Raw genomic sequence first — 16,483 nt, 5'->3', positions numbered from 1 at the left:
GGAGAGGAGTCAGTCCGTAAGGGGTGACTCCTTTTTCTGTTATATACACCAGCCGTTGTAGAGACCTAGCGTGCCGCGTCTCGTATCGTCTGACGGTATTCTAAGTTACCATTTGAAGGGATGAGACGCTGTGCGCTACGTCTCAACAATTGGGTGAGATTTCATTGTTTGCTGAATCGGGAACAATAAAGTTCGTATCTTGCCGTTATATTAAGAATTCACCGAATGATTCTGATTTATGAGCAGCATATATGATTCTCGTCAAAGATGGAAATTAGGCTTTATTTTTGCCGCTGTATTGATCGCTATGGCTTCTGTGGTAGTCTCGGATCTCTTGATTAAAGATCTGGCCCGAGAAGAGCGTCAGAAGATCGAGGTTTGGAGTGAGGCAACCCGGGTCATGACCAGTGAGAATCCAAGCCTTAATATGAATCTTATCCTAAAAATCATCCAAGGGAATACTTCTATTCCTGTTATATTATGCAGCGAGACGGATAGCGTGGTTTCTTACAATAATATAGAGATTCCGGAAAAGAATGTAGCGCAGTTCATGACGAATAAGGTTAAGGAACTGAGAACCAAAAATCCTCCGATCGTAATTGACATGGAGGATGGTACTTACCAATATTTATATTACGATGATTCGATTATCTTAAAGCGACTGCTTGTTTATCCCTATGCGCAATTATCAGTTGTATTTGTTTTTATATTAATCGCTTTTTTAGCCTTGGCTAGTACAAAGAAGGCAGAACAGAATAAAGTGTGGGTGGGGTTATCGAAAGAGACGGCTCACCAATTAGGAACGCCTATATCCTCGCTAATCGCTTGGGTTGAATATTTGCGAACGAAAGATATAGATCCTTCTCTATTGACAGAGATGGATAAGGATGTGAAACGCTTACAAACGATAGCGGAGCGTTTCTCTAAAATCGGTTCAGATCCAGATCCGGTTCCGACAAATATCGTGGAATCCATCCGTGCGGCTTTGGGATATATGGAGACCCGTATTTCCTCGAAGGTGAAAATTAATACGTATTTGCCGGAGCGGCCGATATTGGTCTTAATGAATGATTCCCTGTTCGCTTGGGTAATCGAGAACCTGACGAAAAATGCGGTGGACGCCATGGAGGGGCAGGGTGAGATTTCGCTAAAAGTAGAGGAAAGAGAGAAGGTCGTGCTGATCGATTTGGCAGATACCGGAAAAGGTATCCCAAAATCAAAATTCAAGACGGTTTTCAATCCGGGGTATACGACCAAGAAACGTGGCTGGGGACTAGGCTTGTCCTTGGTAAAGCGTATTATCGAGTCCTTCCAAGGAGGAAAGATTTTCGTGAAGAGTTCGGAGCTGGGGAAAGGGACGACTTTTCGTATAAAATTGAAGAAATATAAGGGTTAAATCGTATTATAGGAAAAAATAAGCATAAAGGTATTGTTTTTGTATTTAGTTTTTTCGTACCTTTGCAAGGTTTTTACACTAAAAGGCTTTGGGGAAATTTAAATTATATAATGTAGATTTGAAAAATCTCTCTCCGGGAGTACACGAATTCGAGTATCTTTTGGAGAACAAGTTTTTTGTGGACATTGACGGAACCGAGGTCCAGAAGGGCAAAGTGAAGGTTCATCTTACCGTAAAACGGTCGTCAATGATGTTTGAGATGAACTTTCAGATAGAAGGGGTTGTTGTTGTTCCATGCGATAGATGCTTGGACGATATGGAAATTCCTATTGATACCCACAATCGTCTGGTGGTAAAATTCGGCAAGGAATATGCCGAGGAGAGTGATGAGGTTGTCGTGATACCGGAAGAGGAGGGCGCTATTAATTTGGCGTGGTTCCTGTATGAGTTTATCGCTTTGGCGGTTCCCATGAAGCATGTACATGCGCCGGGTAAATGTAATAAGGCAATGTCGTCTAAATTGAAGAAACATACCGCCAGAAGTTCGGATGAGACCGAAGACGATTTTGAGGATGACATGGGAGGTGATGATTTGGCGTTGGAAGATGACGGAAACGCTAGTCCTGCCGATCCTCGTTGGGATGCTCTGAAAGGTTTGCTAGAGAATGATAACAATTAAATAAATAAAACAATGGCACATCCTAAAAGAAGACAAGGTAAGACAAGAACAGCCAAGAGAAGAACTCATGACAAGGCTGTAGCTCCAACAATGGCAATTTGCCCGAACTGTGGCGCATGGCACATCTATCACACAGTATGTGGTGAGTGCGGTTATTACAGAGGTAAATTAGCGATTGAAAAAGAAGCTGCTGTGTAAGTTTGTCAACTTATATGGTTTGATGAACAAAAGAAATAGCCCTAAAAGTTTTTTTAGGGCTTTTTTTTAATTGGGATAAGTAGTCCTTTTATTTTTAAAGTTATGGATAAGATAAATGCGGTTATCACAGGAGTGGGTGGATACGTTCCTGAAGATGTATTGACGAATGAGGATATTTCCAAGATGGTCGATACGACGGATGAGTGGATCATGACTCGTGTGGGTATTAAGGAGCGCAGGATATTGAAAGGGGAGGGCGTAGGACTCTCTTACATGGGTATACGGGCCGTGAAGCAATTGCTCGAGAAAACGAACCTGAATCCGGAAGAAGTAGAGGTTATCTTGACAGCTACGACTACCCCGGATCATCATTTCCCGACAACTTCTTCTATCATCGCTTATCATACAGGTTGTAAGAACGCGATGACTTTTGATATGCAAGGTGCGTGCGCAGGCTTCTTGTATGCTTTGGAGACGGGCGCTAATTATATTCGCTCGGGGCGTTATAAGAAGGTGGTTGTCGTATCGGGTGATAAGATGACATCTATTACAGATTATCAAGATCGTTCTACTTGTCCTTTGTTCGGGGATGCTTGCGGAGCGGTCTTGTTGGAGCCAACTACCGAGGAGTTCGGTGTCTTGGATACTATTTTACGGACAGACGGCGTAGGCTATCCGCATCTGATCATGAAATCGGGCGGCTCGGCTTATCCTCCTTCTCACGAGACGGTGGACAACCGTGAGCATTTCGTTTATCAAGATGGACGTGTGGTGTTCAAGTACGCGGTTTCTTATATGGCGGACGTGGCCGCTGAGATCGCAGAGAAGAATGGCTTGACGCATGATGATATCGCGTGGATCGTTCCTCATCAAGCGAACCTGCGGATTATCGACGCTACGGCGAAACGCTTGGGCGTAGATATGGATAAGGTGATGATCAATATCCAGAAATATGGCAACACAAGCGCCGGTACGATTCCTATTTGTCTATGGGAATGGGAGAATCAATTGAAAAAAGGAGATAACCTGATCCTTGCCGCTTTTGGAGCGGGCTTTACGTGGGGAGCGGTTTATCTGAAATGGGGGTATGATGGAAAAAAAGCATAAATCGGGTTTTGTCAATATCGTTGGAAACCCAAACGTAGGTAAGTCTACGTTGATGAATCGTTTGGTCGGGGAGCGGATCTCTATTATCACCTCGAAGGCGCAAACGACAAGGCATCGTATTATGGGTATCGTGAATACCGACGATATGCAAATCGTGTATTCTGACACGCCGGGAGTCTTGCGGCCGAATTATAAGTTGCAGGAATCCATGCTTAATTTCTCTCAATCCGCCTTAGGCGACGCCGACGTGCTGTTGTACGTGACGGATGTCGTCGAGACGATTGATAAAAATAACGAGTTCCTAGCACGGGTACAGAGCATAGAGTGTCCGGTTCTCTTGTTGATCAATAAGATCGACCAGACCAATCAGCCGGAGCTGGAGAAGCTCGTGGCCCAGTGGAAGGAATTGCTTCCGAAGGCCGAGATCATCCCGATCTCCGCACTTTCGAATTTCAATATAGATTACGTGAAGCGTCGGGTGGAGGAGTTGATGCCTGATTCCCCGCCTTATTTCGAGAAAGACGCCTTGACCGATAAACCGGCCCGTTTCTTCGTGACAGAGATCATTCGTGAGAAAATCTTGTTATATTATCAGAAGGAAATACCTTACGCGGTAGAAGTGGTCGTCGAGTTGTTCAAGGAGGATGATGAGCTGATCCATATCAAGGCGCTGATCATCGTGGAGCGTGATACCCAGAAAGGGATTATCATCGGGCATCAAGGGCAAGCATTGAAGAAAGTAGGTGCTATGGCCCGGAAGGATATCGAACGTTTCTTCGGAAAAAAGGTGTTTTTGGAAATGTTTGTCAAAGTGGAAAAAGACTGGCGTAACCGTGACAACATATTGAAGAACTTCGGTTATCAGCTGGACTAATAATAGCATACGAAAGGAGAATTTATGGGAAATATAGTAGCGATAGTGGGGAGACCCAATGTAGGTAAGTCCACCCTTTTCAACCGGTTGACGGGTACCCGTCAGGCGATCGTGAACGAGGAGGCTGGTACTACCCGTGACCGTCAGTACGGCAAGGTGGAGTGGACCGGCAAGGAGTTTTCGCTGATTGACACAGGCGGATGGGTGGTTAACTCGGAGGATGTTTTCGAGGAGGAGATCAACAAGCAGGTAAAAGTGGCTATCGAGGAGGCGGACGTGATCTTGTTCGTCGTCGATGTATTGAATGGCATCACGGATCTGGACATGGAGGTGGCGCAGATCTTGCGCCGTTGCAAGCGGCCGGTGATCGTGGTGGCGAACAAGGCGGATAATTACGAATTGCATCCGGCCTCGGCGGAGTTTTACTCGTTTGGCTTGGGAGATCCTTTCTGCATCTCGGCCATCAATGGTTCTTATACCGGGGATTTGCTGGATAAGATCGTGGCGACGTTGCCCGAGGAGAAGGTGGAGATACTGGAGGAGGAGTTGCCCCGTATCGCGATTATAGGACGCCCGAACGCGGGAAAGTCTTCTCTTATCAATGCTTTTATTGGCGAGGATCGGCATATCGTTACCGATATTGCGGGCACGACCCGTGATTCCATCTACACGAAATATAATAAATTCGGCTTGAACTTCTATTTGGTGGATACGGCGGGTATCCGTAAGAAGGGGAAGGTGAACGAGGACTTGGAGTATTACTCGGTGATCCGTTCGATCCGCGCGATCGAGAACTCGGATGTCTGCGTGCTGATGTTGGACGCTACGAGGGGCATCGAAAGCCAGGATATGAATATCTTCTCGCTGGTGCAGAAGAATAAGAAGGGATTGGTGGTTTGCGTGAATAAGTGGGACTTGATCGAGGATAAGAGCCAGAAGGTGATCGACTCGTACACGACCGCTATCCGCGAGCGTCTGGCTCCGTTTACCGACTTCCCGATGTTGTTTATCTCCGCTATGACGAAACAACGTATCCTGAAGGTGCTGGAGACCGCCAAGGAGGTTTACGAGAATCGCTCCAAGCGTGTCCCTACGGCCAAGCTGAACGAGGTGATGCTCCCGATCATCGAGAATTATCCTCCCCCAGCCTGGAAGGGTAAGTATATCAAGATCAAATATATCACCCAGCTTCCGGCGGGCAGCGTGCCTTCTTTCGTGTTCTTCTGTAACTTGCCGCAATGGATCAAGGACCCGTACAAACGTTTCCTTGAGAACAAGATCCGCGAGAACTGGGATTTTACCGGTACGCCGATTAATATATTTATCCGGGAAAAGTAAATACTAGATACAAAAAAGCCGCTTCCTGTAATGGGGAGGTGGCTTTTTCTATTTAGAATAGATCGGAATGCGTTCCGGTATCGGTGAAAAGCAAGATTAGCTCCGTGTCGTCTTGGCTCCATATCAGCAGCCAGTCTCCTTGGATATGGCATTCCCACAATCCCGCGTATTTCCCGGACAGCCTATGCGGGTGGTATTGGGAGGGAAGGGAACCGGTTGTTTCAAGCAAGTTGGATACTTGCTCGAATAAGTTCATATCATATCCTCTTTTTTGGCATAGCCTCAAGTTCTTCTTGAACTTTTTGGTATAGTTGATGGAATATTTCATCAGCCTAGGATTTGTTTCATCAAATCCTTTGTGCTTTCCGCATGATAAATCCTTCCTGCCTTCACGTCCTCCAAGGCCTCGTCCAATCCGGATTTCTTCTGTGCCTTCACCTTGCCTTCCAGCGAGGTGATGAATTTCTTCAAGATGTCCGCGTATTTCTCGGGGATGGTTACCTCGAATGTCTTTAATGATGTCGTTGTCTCCATATCGCTCTGTTTTAGGAATTTCCTTCGCGAATATACGGAATAAAAAGAGAAGGGGAATTGTTTTCCTTCTCTTTTTATTTTCCGCTTCCGCGTCGGGAGGGAGGGACGTGACGGTTAGATCTCGTCCGGGCTCTCGGAGTCTCCGCCGGGCATAGGCTCGGGAGCGGGCGCCGGTTTCTTGGCGGAGGCCATGCGCTGGTTGTAGGCGGCGGTGGTCTCGGCGATCAGCTGGTTGAGGGCGGCGATGAAGGCGGTCGCTTTCTCGGACGGCTTCGCTACGCTATGGGACTGGGCCAGCAGGGTGAGGTCGTCGTAATAGACGTCGATCCGCTTGCGCAGGTTGGCGCCGCTTTCCTTTTTGGAGGTGGTCCGGTTTTGGACGCGTTGCTGCGACAGGCGGTCGTAGGCGTTATTCTCTTTCTCCAGTTCGGCGAGGTAAGCGTCGAGGCCGAGCGTGGTGACGTACGGCTTGTTCTCGTCCTTGCGCAAATCCAGCAAGAGGCCCTTTATCTTGGCGGTCTCCTGCGCCATGGGGAGGCGGGCGATGCCGTTATAAGGCTTGATGACCTTGTATAGGAACTTTCCTGCGTCACGCTCGGCCTCCAACGGGAGGGTACCGGCCCGTGAGATGCGGGTGATGATATAGATGGCGAGGTTGTCGCGGTTGGTATCGTGCAAGGCCATTTGCTCGGTCTCCTGCGAGGTGCGGCTCTCGTCCACCACGTCGGCCATGGCGAGGAGGTCTGCCTCGTAGGTATCGAGGAATTCTTTGGTGAGGCCCAGCTCGGGGATGCCGTCGCTGCCGGTCAGCAGGGAGATCTCGTCGGGGGACTCGGAATCGCCGCCACCGCTGTTTCCGTTGGCTAGGTCGAGGACGTGGTTCATGAAGGAGAGGTACTCGGCGTTGTTGAAAAGAGAGAGCGGAAGTGTCTTGATTTTTGTGTAAGTACTCATGGTAAATTTGATTTAGAGTTTAAAAACTTCTCTAAGTTAGGGATATTTACTGAATAAGGGCTTCTTAGGCCTAAAAAATGGGGATTGAATGGCGCGAATAATCATCTTAGGCCTAAGAAATGGCTTTTCAAGGGTGAAAATAGGCTTTTTAGGCCTAAGAAATGGTTTCGCGGCCTTGAAAGTCCCTTCCTAGGCCAAGGAAATCACTTTTCACGGTTGAAAAACTATCTTTTAGCCCTAAGAAGTCATTTTTCACCCTTCGAGGGCATTTCTTAGGGCTAAGAGACATTAAGAATCTGATTGTTTTGCGAATGTTTTAAAAAAACACGATCTTTGCGATGTATTGGAAAAATAACGTAGAAGCGTTTCGATATTATCTTGTACTGGAATCTGGAAAATTTCTACTCTTCAAGATAATGAGAATGTAGCTCCTGCGCTTGTGTTTGTTATATACTAACCCAATGGGTGAATTATATACAATCATAAAGCGTGGGACTATCGTCTTATTATTGAAGAGTGGGCATTCCAGAGCCTCAGTACAGTGATAAGCGATGGTTCCCACGCTTCTTTTATTTGTTAACCTCATTTTTTGGGAACAAAATGAGCAAAGATGAGAAAATTATGAATAAAGTGAATCTCTTTAGGCGTTATCTGGTTGGACTATTGTTTCTGTCTTTCTTCTTCCCTATTAAGGCCGCTATTTCTTATTGGGATGGCCATAGTTATTCTACAAGCTGGTATGATCCTAGTAAATCGGTCTATTACATCCAATCAGCGGAAGATTTGTGTGGATTATCTTACTTGTTGCGCCCTGGAAGTTATGAGGATTTTGAGGGCAAGGAGGTTATCTTAATGGTCGATATTAATTTGAATGGTTATGAATGGGAGACGTTGGGTCGTATAGAAGGATCTTATTATTATGCATTTAATGGTGTATTCAACGGTAATGGAAAAACTGTCTCTGGTTTGAAAATAACTAAAATAAATAATGGAACAATACGTACAACCGGCCTGTTTGGGGTCGTGATGGAGCAGGGTACTATTATCAAAAATCTTACCGTGGAAGGTGATATTAATATAGGTAGTCGTGGAACTGCGGATATTGGTGCTATTGCTGGAACAAGCATGGCGACCATTTATAATTGTATATCAAAGGTTAATATATCAGTGAATTCATCGGATGCCTCATCAGATATCAATGTGGGAGGTATTGTTGGAAAAGCTTATGGTATGGTTCGAGATTGCCAGACTTATGGGAATATCCGTATAAACCAAGATGGTATCAGTGGTTGCCGAGTTGGAGGAATTGCGGGGTCAAGCGTGACCGCTGATATAGGAGCCGGAATAATTCGTTGTAAATCTGCTTCTGATATTACGGTAATTGGAGGAAAAGACGCGATGGTCGGAGGTATCTCCTCGCTTATTAGGGAAAATAATGAAAATAATTTGTATACAGGATGTGTTGATGTCAATGGTTGTCATTTCTCCTATGTGGGTGGTATTGTCGCTTCCATGAGTTCGGAAGTCAAAAATTGCCTGATGTTAGGCTCTTTTACCGGATACGGCGATTATTATTATAAGGGAGCGATTATGGCAACGCAAGAACAAAGTGTAATCATAGATGATTGTTATTATAGAGAGGGATTGCCTAACGCTGCGAGTTATGGATATCCTGTTGCGGAAGCAGAATTATATAGTGGGTCGTCTCTTCCCGGCTTCGATCCTAGTATATGGAATTTTCGTGAAGGGGAATATCCTGATTTGTTTTTTGAGTTTGAGGATTTGATCGAAATGCCAGCTGTCGATCGTATAGAATTGGATAAAACAGATTTAACATTAGAGATTGGTGATGCTATTAGATTGTATCCTACACTATATCCTTCAGGAGCCACAGGTAAAATAGTGTGGAGTTCATCGGATGATTATGTAGCTGTCGTGAATTCCAGCGGATTAGTGGTGGCAAGGAATGGAGGAATAGCTTATATCTCGGTAAGTATGACGGATAATTTATCTATTTCAGATGTTTGCCGTGTGACTGTGAATAAATCACCAACCGCTAATGAGAGTGTTCCGGTTGACGATCTTGAAGTTAGGGGATTGGAAGGTTCTATCATGATCAATGCGACTATGCCGCAAGACTTTTGTATTTATGCATTAAATGGAGAAATAATAAATCAAGGAAAACTTATGGGCGGAGAGAATATTATCTCTGTTTTAAAAGGAATATATATTGTTAAGGTGAAGAATTATATCAAAAAAGTAATAGTTCTTTAGGATTTTTCTGTTAAGTAATGCTGCGGTGTAGTCTACTTTAACCTTCTCCACTCGGATTTCTTGGCGAATGGGGAAGGTTTCATTATTTCGTATAATCGTTATTTTTGTACCATATAGTGGTGGCTCTTTCAAGCCTCCCCCCATTCCTATACAAGTAATCCGGAGCGAAATCTGCCCCATTGTACCATTCCAGTGTCCAGTGGGTGAGCCCGAACTGGACGAAATTTCGGAGGTCTTTCAATGGCTCGAAAAGTTTCCCTTTCAGTAAAGGGAGGAAGTTCACTAATTTCAGCTTACCGTTGCTAAATTCCAATCGCATGGTATAGTCCTTGACATATTCCACGCCAGTGACACGTATTAAATCTATATCTTCAGTCATAACTTTTTCTCTTTTAAATGGGTCTTAGGGGATTTTCATCACGAATATATGGAATAAAAAAGATAAGGGTACGAGTTCGCCTCTCTTTTTTGTCTTTCTTTCATCCACATTTCCTTGAAACCCTTGGAATCCCCATTTATAATCGTACCTTTATGTCTCTTTACCTTAAAAATTAAAAATAATCATGTTTACGCCATCAATGACAAACGAGGAAATAGAGGCAGTGGCCTATAAGGACTTTCTGGAAATCCGGGGAAGAGTGGAAATCGCGAAGGATAAATTCGTACAAAGGGTGAGATGCACGCCCCCGGGATTTTGGGCCTTGCATTCCTTGCAGGAGACACATACCCTTCAAACCCGCTCCAAGAATACATGGACTGTATATTTCTATTATTTGTACACGACACCGGCCGGTGCCGTGAAAGTCTCATCTATGATCTACACCTCCCTGCCGGGAGATGAAGGCACGGATTACCTGTTTATGAATAATCTCGACCGCTTCCGGCTGGAGAGGGTGAGCTCGCGTTTCTCGCGACAATACGAGGAACGCTATATCGACCCGAACCAGATCCAACTGAACGGCCTTCTGCCCGCTATCTATTTCATGAGGACTGCCGGCGACCGGAAGATCGCTCCCTACACTCCCGATACATGGACCGAGGAAGAGAAAAAGGACAAATATCTCTTCGTGTCGGAGCAAGGGACCATGGAGGCGAAGCTGGAGGGGCGTGTGGAGACCTACCTTACTTTCTTAGAGCCGGAACAGCCGGGTGATTAATAAGTAGAGGGCGAGGTTGATACCCCGCCCTCCCGATAACTAGGTAGATACCTCCGGGCCTATCTTTTCAGAAGATCGATCCTCTCGCCGGGCAACAGTACCGCATGAACCTTCTCCGTTACCCGCCCCTTCACGTTGAAGGAATCCCTTAGGCGGATGTCGGCGGCGGAGGAACCGATCTGCGCCTCATATTTACCGGACTCTACGACCCAATGACTGGCGCTCTCGTCGAAGGAGGCCAGATCCGTATCTTTCACCTTGAAGATGATCTCACGGCTCTCCCCCGGCTGGAGGAGTTGGGTCTTGACGAAACCTCTCAACTCTTTCGCCGGCTTATCCATGCTCTTGCCGGGGGCGGAGATATATAGCTGGACCACTTCCTTCCCGGCTACCGGGCCATTGTTCGTGATCGTGCAACTGATGCTGTAGTCCGTATCGCCCATGAACACTTTCAAGCTCGAATAATTGAAAGTCGTATACGACTGTCCGTAGCCAAACGGATAGGAGACGGGCACGCCGAACGTATCGAAGTAACGGTAGCCCACGTAGATACCCTCCTCGTAGTTGGTATAGTCAATATTCTTACGATCCGTATGCTCCGGGCCTCCTCCCATGAAGCCGGCTAACATTTCTTTCAGGTCGATACCCGAAGCGTCCGGGAAATTCTTCGTGGAGGCTACGTCGGCGATGCTCACGGGGAAAGTCATCGGGAGCTTACCGGAAGGATTCACCTTTCCGGACAGGATATCGGCTACCGTGTTACCCCCTTCCTGCCCGGCTTGCCAAGCCAATAGGATGGCGTCCGGTTCCGATTTCCAGCTGGCGGTCTCGATCACGCCCCCGATATTCAAGATTACGACCACCTTCTTCCCTTCCTTATGGAAAGCGTCGGAAACCGATTGGATCAACGCTCGCTCATTCTCCGTCAGGTTGAAATCTCCCTCGATCTTCCGGTCTTGGAACTCTCCCGAGCTACGGCCTATCGTAACGAAGGCGATATCCGCCTCTTTCGCCTTAGCGGCCAGCCCTGCGGCATCCGGTACGAACTCCGGGATACGAGGGTGGTTGAAGAAAGCGGCGGCGGGACTCGTGTCTTTCGGCTGTTTCGCCTTTTCCTCGGTACTGTATTTCTCGTATAAGGCTTTCACTTCGGCGTCCATGGTATAACCGGCGTTCTCCAGACCTTCCACGAGGGATACGGTATAAGCCTCGTTCACGTCGCCACTGCCGGTGCCTCCGGCGATAAAATCGTACGAGGTGGTACCGTAAGCCGCTATCTTCTTGATACCCGGGGCCAGCGGCAAGGCATTATTCGTATTCTTTAATAAAACCATACCTTCGGAAGCGGACGCACGGGTTACCTCGGCGTGAGCTTTTAGGTCCGGTTTGTCGGAATAGGCGTATTGGGCAAAGCGGGGGGATTGAAGGATCAATCGTAATACACGGGTTACGTCCGTATCCACGTTTTCGATAGAGAGAGAACCGTCCTCAAGCGCTTTTAGGAGGGCCTCTTTCTGGTCCGGCCGTCCGGGCATCAGCAGATCGTTTCCGGCGTGGATCTGGGCGGGGGCGTTCTTGCCGCCAAACCAGTCGGTCATGACAAGGCCGCTAAAACCCCATTCGTCACGGAGGATGGTCGTTAATAAATCACGGCTTTCGGAGGCATATTCACCATTTATCTTATTGTAGGAAGACATGACCGTCCACGGGCTTGCCTCTTTTACGACCATCTCGAAACCTCTTAGGTAAATCTCCCGCAAGGCACGAGGGGTGAGGCGGGCATCCGTTCCCGTCCGGTTGGTCTCTTGATTATTGACGGCGAAATGCTTGATGGAGGTTCCCACGCCATTGCTTTGGATACCGTTTACCATCGCTGTCGCTATCCGGCCCGTCAAGTAGGGATCTTCGGAATAATACTCGAAGTTACGTCCGCAGAGAGGGCTTCGGTGGATATTCAGCGCGGGGGCCAAGAGTACGTCGCAACCGTATTCTTTCACCTCGTCGCCCATGGCGTTGCCTACGTTTTTGACCAATGCGGTGTTCCATGTGGAGGCTAGCAAGGTAGCGACCGGGAATGCCGTGCAATAATAGGTCGCCTCGTTCCCCTCGCGAGTCGGGGAGATACGTAATCCGGCGGGACCGTCGGCCACTACGATAGCGGGGATTCCCAGACGTTCGATCGGGAAGGTCGTTCCGGCGGCTCCCGGCACTAGATTTTGCGTGCTGCCGACTACGGCTGATTGGCCGCCGAACCCGGGCATTCCGGTTCCGACAAACAGGGATACTTTCTCTTCGGCAGTCATGGCGGCTACGATTTTCTCGATAGGATCTTTACCCAATTGCGGCAAGGTTTGGGAGTGCCCTACTTGCATGGCCATCGTAAGGCATGCGCCCATTAATAGTTTGTTCATATAGAATGGTTTTTGTGTTTTTCAGTGCCCCAAAAGTAGGCGAAGGAATCGAGGCGGACAAAGAAAAAGAAAGGTATCGGAGGTAAGGATTTCGTTTTTTGATGAATATCAAACATTGTAGGGGTTTGATGATATATTTAGGGGACGCCGACTGCGCAGTCGGCGTCCGGTACTATTTATAATGTATTCAGAAGTTTATGAATCTCATTAACCATCTGCGTAGCGGATTCTTGTGTCTCGGATAAACCTTCCGGAGTGATCTTGGCAACCGTCTTGTTCAACTTCTCGAGTTTGCCTTTAGCTCCTTTCGTTGTCAGCTCTTCCCGGAGGATGCGGATCTTCTCGCAATCTTGTATACCCTCGACCAAACGTTCGAAGCGAATGCTACTGCGTGGACCGGGATAAATACTGTATGTATCGCCTGCCGCCCAAGTGCGGAAACGCGAGTCACGCAGAGGATCGGTGGTCCAGCTATTAACTGCCCAACGTAGATAACCGTCGTAACCACCGGCTACGGCGTGCAAGACCGTCCATGCCGCTTCCGCCGGGTCGGAGAAGGTGAAGGTATTCGGGAACGCTTCCGCGCAACAGGTATAAACGGTACTGATCTGTCCCGCTTTATCACGGGCAGCCTTTACGTCTTCTGGGAATTTATGCCCATAGGGAATACTTAAATAGTATAAGTCCGATTGAATTTCCGGATGATAATTTCCGGCCAGCGTGATCTTGAACTCCGGATCGGCTTGCTTGATAACCTTGATCGCCTCACGCATCGCCTCCATCGGACGCTCGTCCATAGAGATAGCGGTTTTCTCGAACCAACCTTTCTCGCGAAGGTGGCGGGAGAAATCTTTTAGGAAAGTACCCCAATAGTCTGCGTAAGCGGCGTCACCCGGTTTCGTGTTGAGGAATTGTACACGATTTGTCGCCTCGTCGTAATAATCGAAAGATAAAGCCCAAGGGATCATGGTGTAGCAACTGATCATATCATCGATACCGATCTCGTTCATCATGAATTCCACCCATTTGTCGAAGACGGCGTAATCATATGCCCAAGTGCCGTCTATCTTCTTGATCCGGGTGATCATGCTGTCGAAATGATCCTCGGTCTGTCCGGCCCAAGGTTTATGCATGATACTGGTGGTGATAGCGCGCTGTCCGGCGTTCGCCAACATCTTCATGATCGGGCGCATAGCGTCGAAATGCTCTTTACTCCAAAGAGGAACTTGGTAGTAACGGGCCACGGAATACGGGTTCTGCCATAAGTCCAGATGGAAAGCCCAGTCCTTCGGGGCGGGAAGTGTGCGGTTCAATACGTCCACTTCTATTTGTAATTCCATGGGGGAGGCATTTTTTCCCGTGACGGTCAATGTCCCTTTATATTTACCGGCTTTCGCGGATTGAGGTACCCAGATATTCATCCAGATCGGCTGGGTGGTGCGTGCCTTGATATCACGGATCTTTACGATATCCAATACATCGGCTACGACGGAGGAATCCCATTCCGCCTTATTCTCTCGGTGGCCGCAACCGCCTTTACGGTCTTTATTCAACTCATCGGTCATGACGTATCGGACAAAGTTCGTCGTGATCGCGGAGGATGGGATGATGGAAGAACCGCTCTTTAAGTCGCTCACGGTGATAGAGGCATCCTCGAGTCCCACCTTGGTCCATAACACGGCTTGTGCGTTTACCCGTTCCCCTTTCCATGCTTTCGTCTGCCAGCGATTGCTTTTCTTGACATCGGGAATACTGAGTTTCGGATATCGTATATCGGTCGTGCCCCAGCTTAATTGGGTTGGGGCCGATAACTTGTCCCAGATCTCGTCGCTGTCATGCGGTTTCGTGTCGGTCAATTCCGTATAGTCGCCTAGCGGGTATTTCTCGGATTGCTGGGCTACGGTAAAAGAACTTAGTGCCAGAAAGGCACAAAGGATGAAAGTGTTTTTCATACGATTGCTTATTTTAGAATATTAACTAGGGCAAAGATAGGAATTAGTTGACAGTTGTCAACTGTCAACTAGCCTTTTATAGTGGCATACGAGCAGATTCCCCTCATCATCGTATAAGTGCATCCCGTTGCCTTCGCAATAACGGAACATCTTACAATCCGCGCATTCCCCTTTTTTAGCCCACTGGCGGTTACGATACGGTTTAAACTCATTATTCCAGATATCAATGAAATCGTCTTTATAGATGTTCCCTTGGTGGAAGTTCGCCCGTATACTGGGACAACCGGAGATAGCGCCATCAGCGAGGACAGAGGCCGTATTGATGCCGGCGTTGCATTGGAAGATCGAGTCTCTCACCTCTGCCTCATAATTCCCGAGGAAGCCCTCACAGCCGTAGCTAACGTGTATCTTACCCTCTTTCCGGCTGAAGCGGATGAAGTTCATGACCCATGTGAACTGTTCGTTCGTCAGTTGCAAATCCGTCTCAGTCGCAGCACGTCCAACTGGGAAGATCGTAAAGATACGCCACCGTTTTACGCCCATCTCGATCAAGAAATCCTTGAAGAGCATCAAATCCTTGAAGTTGCGTTGGTTTACGCAAGTCACCACATCCCAAATGATCTCCTTTTCCTCGGCCAACATACAGATGGCATTCAGTGCCTTCTCGAAACTTTTAGGATTACGGCGAAGCCAGTTATGCGCTTCCTCGAAACCATCTAGGCTGATAGTCGCCGAGTGCAATCCGGAAGCCAAGAGCGAGTCGAGCCGTTCCCGGGTCATCAGATAACCATTGGAGACGATCCCCCAAGGATATCCCCTGCGATACAGTTCCAACCCGCATTTCTCGATATCCTTACGAACCAGCGCCTCGCCTCCGGTAAAGATGACGAGCACTTTGTTCGGCTCGACGTAAGGCGTGATATCGTCTATGACTTTCAGGAAGTCTTCGACAGGCATATCTGGGACAGAGGCCGAGACATGGCAATCGCTCCCGCAATGACGGCAGGATACATTACAACGAAGCGTACACTCCCAAAAGAGTGTACGCAATTCATGTAATTTAGCCCTGTTCTTCTTGATACTTCGAAAAAGCTCTAGGGCGATACGTTTTTTGATGTTTGGGCGTTTGTCCATATTTTATTCTTTTTTCTCTTTAAGTTTGATGTCGGGGATGTTAACCTCCGCTTTCCCATGGAACCAAGATTTACCTCCCTTAAATCCTTCGATCTTGACATCTATCGAATCCGTCTCGAATGATCCGTTTTCAGGCCCGTCAATATCTTTAGCGATAATGCGTACGATACCCATTGGGGAATCCTCGAATTTTATATCGTAACTTCCGTCTTTTTGGGTTTGGGGTGATTTATATATTTCGCTTATATATGAGGGAGATAATACGTTATTATATATGCCCCCATAGTTGATCTCTATTCCTTGGATGGGATCTCCGTTCATATCTGTAACTTTTCCTTTCAACTCGTATTCTGCGTAGGGGCTACCATACTCATCTGTAGCGCCACAGGAAGTAACGCTGAAGCCTAGTAGAGAAAGGAGCCCCGCTAAAATCCAGTTAAAACCTTTTAATATGAAATGAAAAACTGTTTCCATT

At 47.4% G+C, this 16,483-nt stretch carries 16 protein-coding genes; 8 read left to right on the top strand and 8 right to left on the bottom strand.

Annotation, left to right across the window (positions count from 1 at the left end; all coding sequences use genetic code 11):
• Nucleotides 1–238: 238 nt before the first annotated feature.
• The 6 genes from DW205_RS20240 (at nt 239) to der (ending at nt 5,592) form a co-directional block, all read left to right on the top strand.
• Nucleotides 239–1,396 carry a HAMP domain-containing sensor histidine kinase gene (locus tag DW205_RS20240; protein WP_005853831.1) on the top strand — a complete coding sequence of 386 codons (1,158 nt, stop codon included), beginning with the start codon at nt 239–241 and terminating at the stop codon, nt 1,394–1,396.
• An 88-nt stretch (nt 1,397–1,484) separates the two neighbouring features.
• Nucleotides 1,485–2,075: a DUF177 domain-containing protein gene (locus tag DW205_RS20235; protein WP_005867041.1), complete on the top strand. Its 591-nt coding sequence runs from the start codon at nt 1,485–1,487 to the stop codon at nt 2,073–2,075.
• A 12-nt stretch (nt 2,076–2,087) separates the two neighbouring features.
• Complete coding sequence (gene rpmF, locus DW205_RS20230; RefSeq protein ID WP_005634607.1) at nt 2,088–2,273, top strand: 50S ribosomal protein L32; 186 nt, start codon at nt 2,088–2,090, stop codon at nt 2,271–2,273.
• 102 nt (nt 2,274–2,375) lie between these two features.
• The gene (locus tag DW205_RS20225; RefSeq protein ID WP_005867043.1) at nt 2,376–3,380 is read left to right on the top strand and encodes a beta-ketoacyl-ACP synthase III; all 1,005 of its coding nucleotides are present in this window, start codon (nt 2,376–2,378) and stop codon (nt 3,378–3,380) included.
• A complete protein-coding gene (gene era / locus DW205_RS20220) occupies nt 3,364–4,254 on the top strand; it encodes a GTPase Era (protein ID WP_008773803.1) in 891 nt (296 codons plus the stop codon). The genes DW205_RS20225 and era overlap by 17 nt, the downstream gene beginning before the upstream one ends.
• 24 nt (nt 4,255–4,278) lie before the next feature.
• On the top strand, nt 4,279–5,592 hold the full coding sequence (gene der / locus DW205_RS20215; protein ID WP_005867045.1) for a ribosome biogenesis GTPase Der: 1,314 nt from the start codon (nt 4,279–4,281) through the stop codon (nt 5,590–5,592).
• A gap of 52 nt (nt 5,593–5,644) precedes the next feature.
• Here the strand turns inward: der and DW205_RS20210 are convergent, their stop codons facing one another.
• The 3 genes from DW205_RS20210 to DW205_RS20200 form a co-directional block, all read right to left on the bottom strand.
• The gene (locus DW205_RS20210; protein WP_005867047.1) at nt 5,645–5,920 is read right to left on the bottom strand and encodes a type II toxin-antitoxin system YafQ family toxin; all 276 of its coding nucleotides are present in this window, start codon (nt 5,918–5,920) and stop codon (nt 5,645–5,647) included.
• Nucleotides 5,920–6,126, bottom strand: a complete 207-nt coding sequence (locus DW205_RS20205; RefSeq protein WP_005867049.1) for a hypothetical protein — start codon at nt 6,124–6,126, stop codon at nt 5,920–5,922. Before DW205_RS20205 ends, DW205_RS20210 begins: the two co-directional genes overlap by 1 nt.
• Nucleotides 6,127–6,240: 114 nt before the next feature.
• Nucleotides 6,241–7,080, bottom strand: a complete 840-nt coding sequence (locus tag DW205_RS20200; protein ID WP_005867050.1) for a DUF6261 family protein — start codon at nt 7,078–7,080, stop codon at nt 6,241–6,243.
• A 621-nt stretch (nt 7,081–7,701) separates the two neighbouring features.
• Between DW205_RS20200 and DW205_RS20195 the strand changes: the two genes are divergently transcribed.
• The gene (locus tag DW205_RS20195) at nt 7,702–9,354 is read left to right on the top strand and encodes an Ig-like domain-containing protein (protein WP_005867063.1); all 1,653 of its coding nucleotides are present in this window, start codon (nt 7,702–7,704) and stop codon (nt 9,352–9,354) included.
• Nucleotides 9,355–9,436: 82 nt separating this feature from the next.
• On the opposite strand, the gene DW205_RS20190 is transcribed toward DW205_RS20195, so the two are convergent.
• Nucleotides 9,437–9,733 carry a DUF2442 domain-containing protein gene (locus tag DW205_RS20190; RefSeq protein WP_005867066.1) on the bottom strand — a complete coding sequence of 99 codons (297 nt, stop codon included), beginning with the start codon at nt 9,731–9,733 and terminating at the stop codon, nt 9,437–9,439.
• A 184-nt stretch (nt 9,734–9,917) separates the two neighbouring features.
• Between DW205_RS20190 and DW205_RS20185 the strand changes: the two genes are divergently transcribed.
• A complete protein-coding gene (locus DW205_RS20185; RefSeq protein ID WP_005867067.1) occupies nt 9,918–10,511 on the top strand; it encodes a hypothetical protein in 594 nt (197 codons plus the stop codon).
• Between the two features lie 59 nt (nt 10,512–10,570).
• On the opposite strand, the gene DW205_RS20180 is transcribed toward DW205_RS20185, so the two are convergent.
• From DW205_RS20180 to DW205_RS20165, 4 genes are all read right to left on the bottom strand, one after another.
• Nucleotides 10,571–12,922 (bottom strand): glycoside hydrolase family 3 N-terminal domain-containing protein, encoded by a 2,352-nt coding sequence (locus tag DW205_RS20180; RefSeq protein WP_005867068.1) that lies wholly within the window; start codon nt 12,920–12,922, stop codon nt 10,571–10,573.
• A 176-nt stretch (nt 12,923–13,098) separates the two neighbouring features.
• Entirely contained in the window at nt 13,099–14,874 is a 1,776-nt protein-coding gene (locus DW205_RS20175; RefSeq protein WP_008778726.1) for a DUF4091 domain-containing protein, read from the bottom strand.
• 57 nt (nt 14,875–14,931) lie between these two features.
• Entirely contained in the window at nt 14,932–16,008 is a 1,077-nt protein-coding gene (locus DW205_RS20170) for a TIGR04133 family radical SAM/SPASM protein (protein ID WP_008778725.1), read from the bottom strand.
• Between the two features lie 3 nt (nt 16,009–16,011).
• On the bottom strand, nt 16,012–16,482 hold the full coding sequence (locus DW205_RS20165) for a radical SAM-associated putative lipoprotein (RefSeq protein WP_005867071.1): 471 nt from the start codon (nt 16,480–16,482) through the stop codon (nt 16,012–16,014).
• Nucleotide 16,483: the final 1 nt, after the last annotated feature.

Source organism: Parabacteroides sp. AM17-47, assembly GCF_003434625.1.
Lineage (GTDB): Bacteria > Bacteroidota > Bacteroidia > Bacteroidales > Tannerellaceae > Parabacteroides > Parabacteroides distasonis.
Note: the sequence above shows the minus strand (reverse complement) of the source record. Positions and strands in the feature narration are given on the sequence as shown.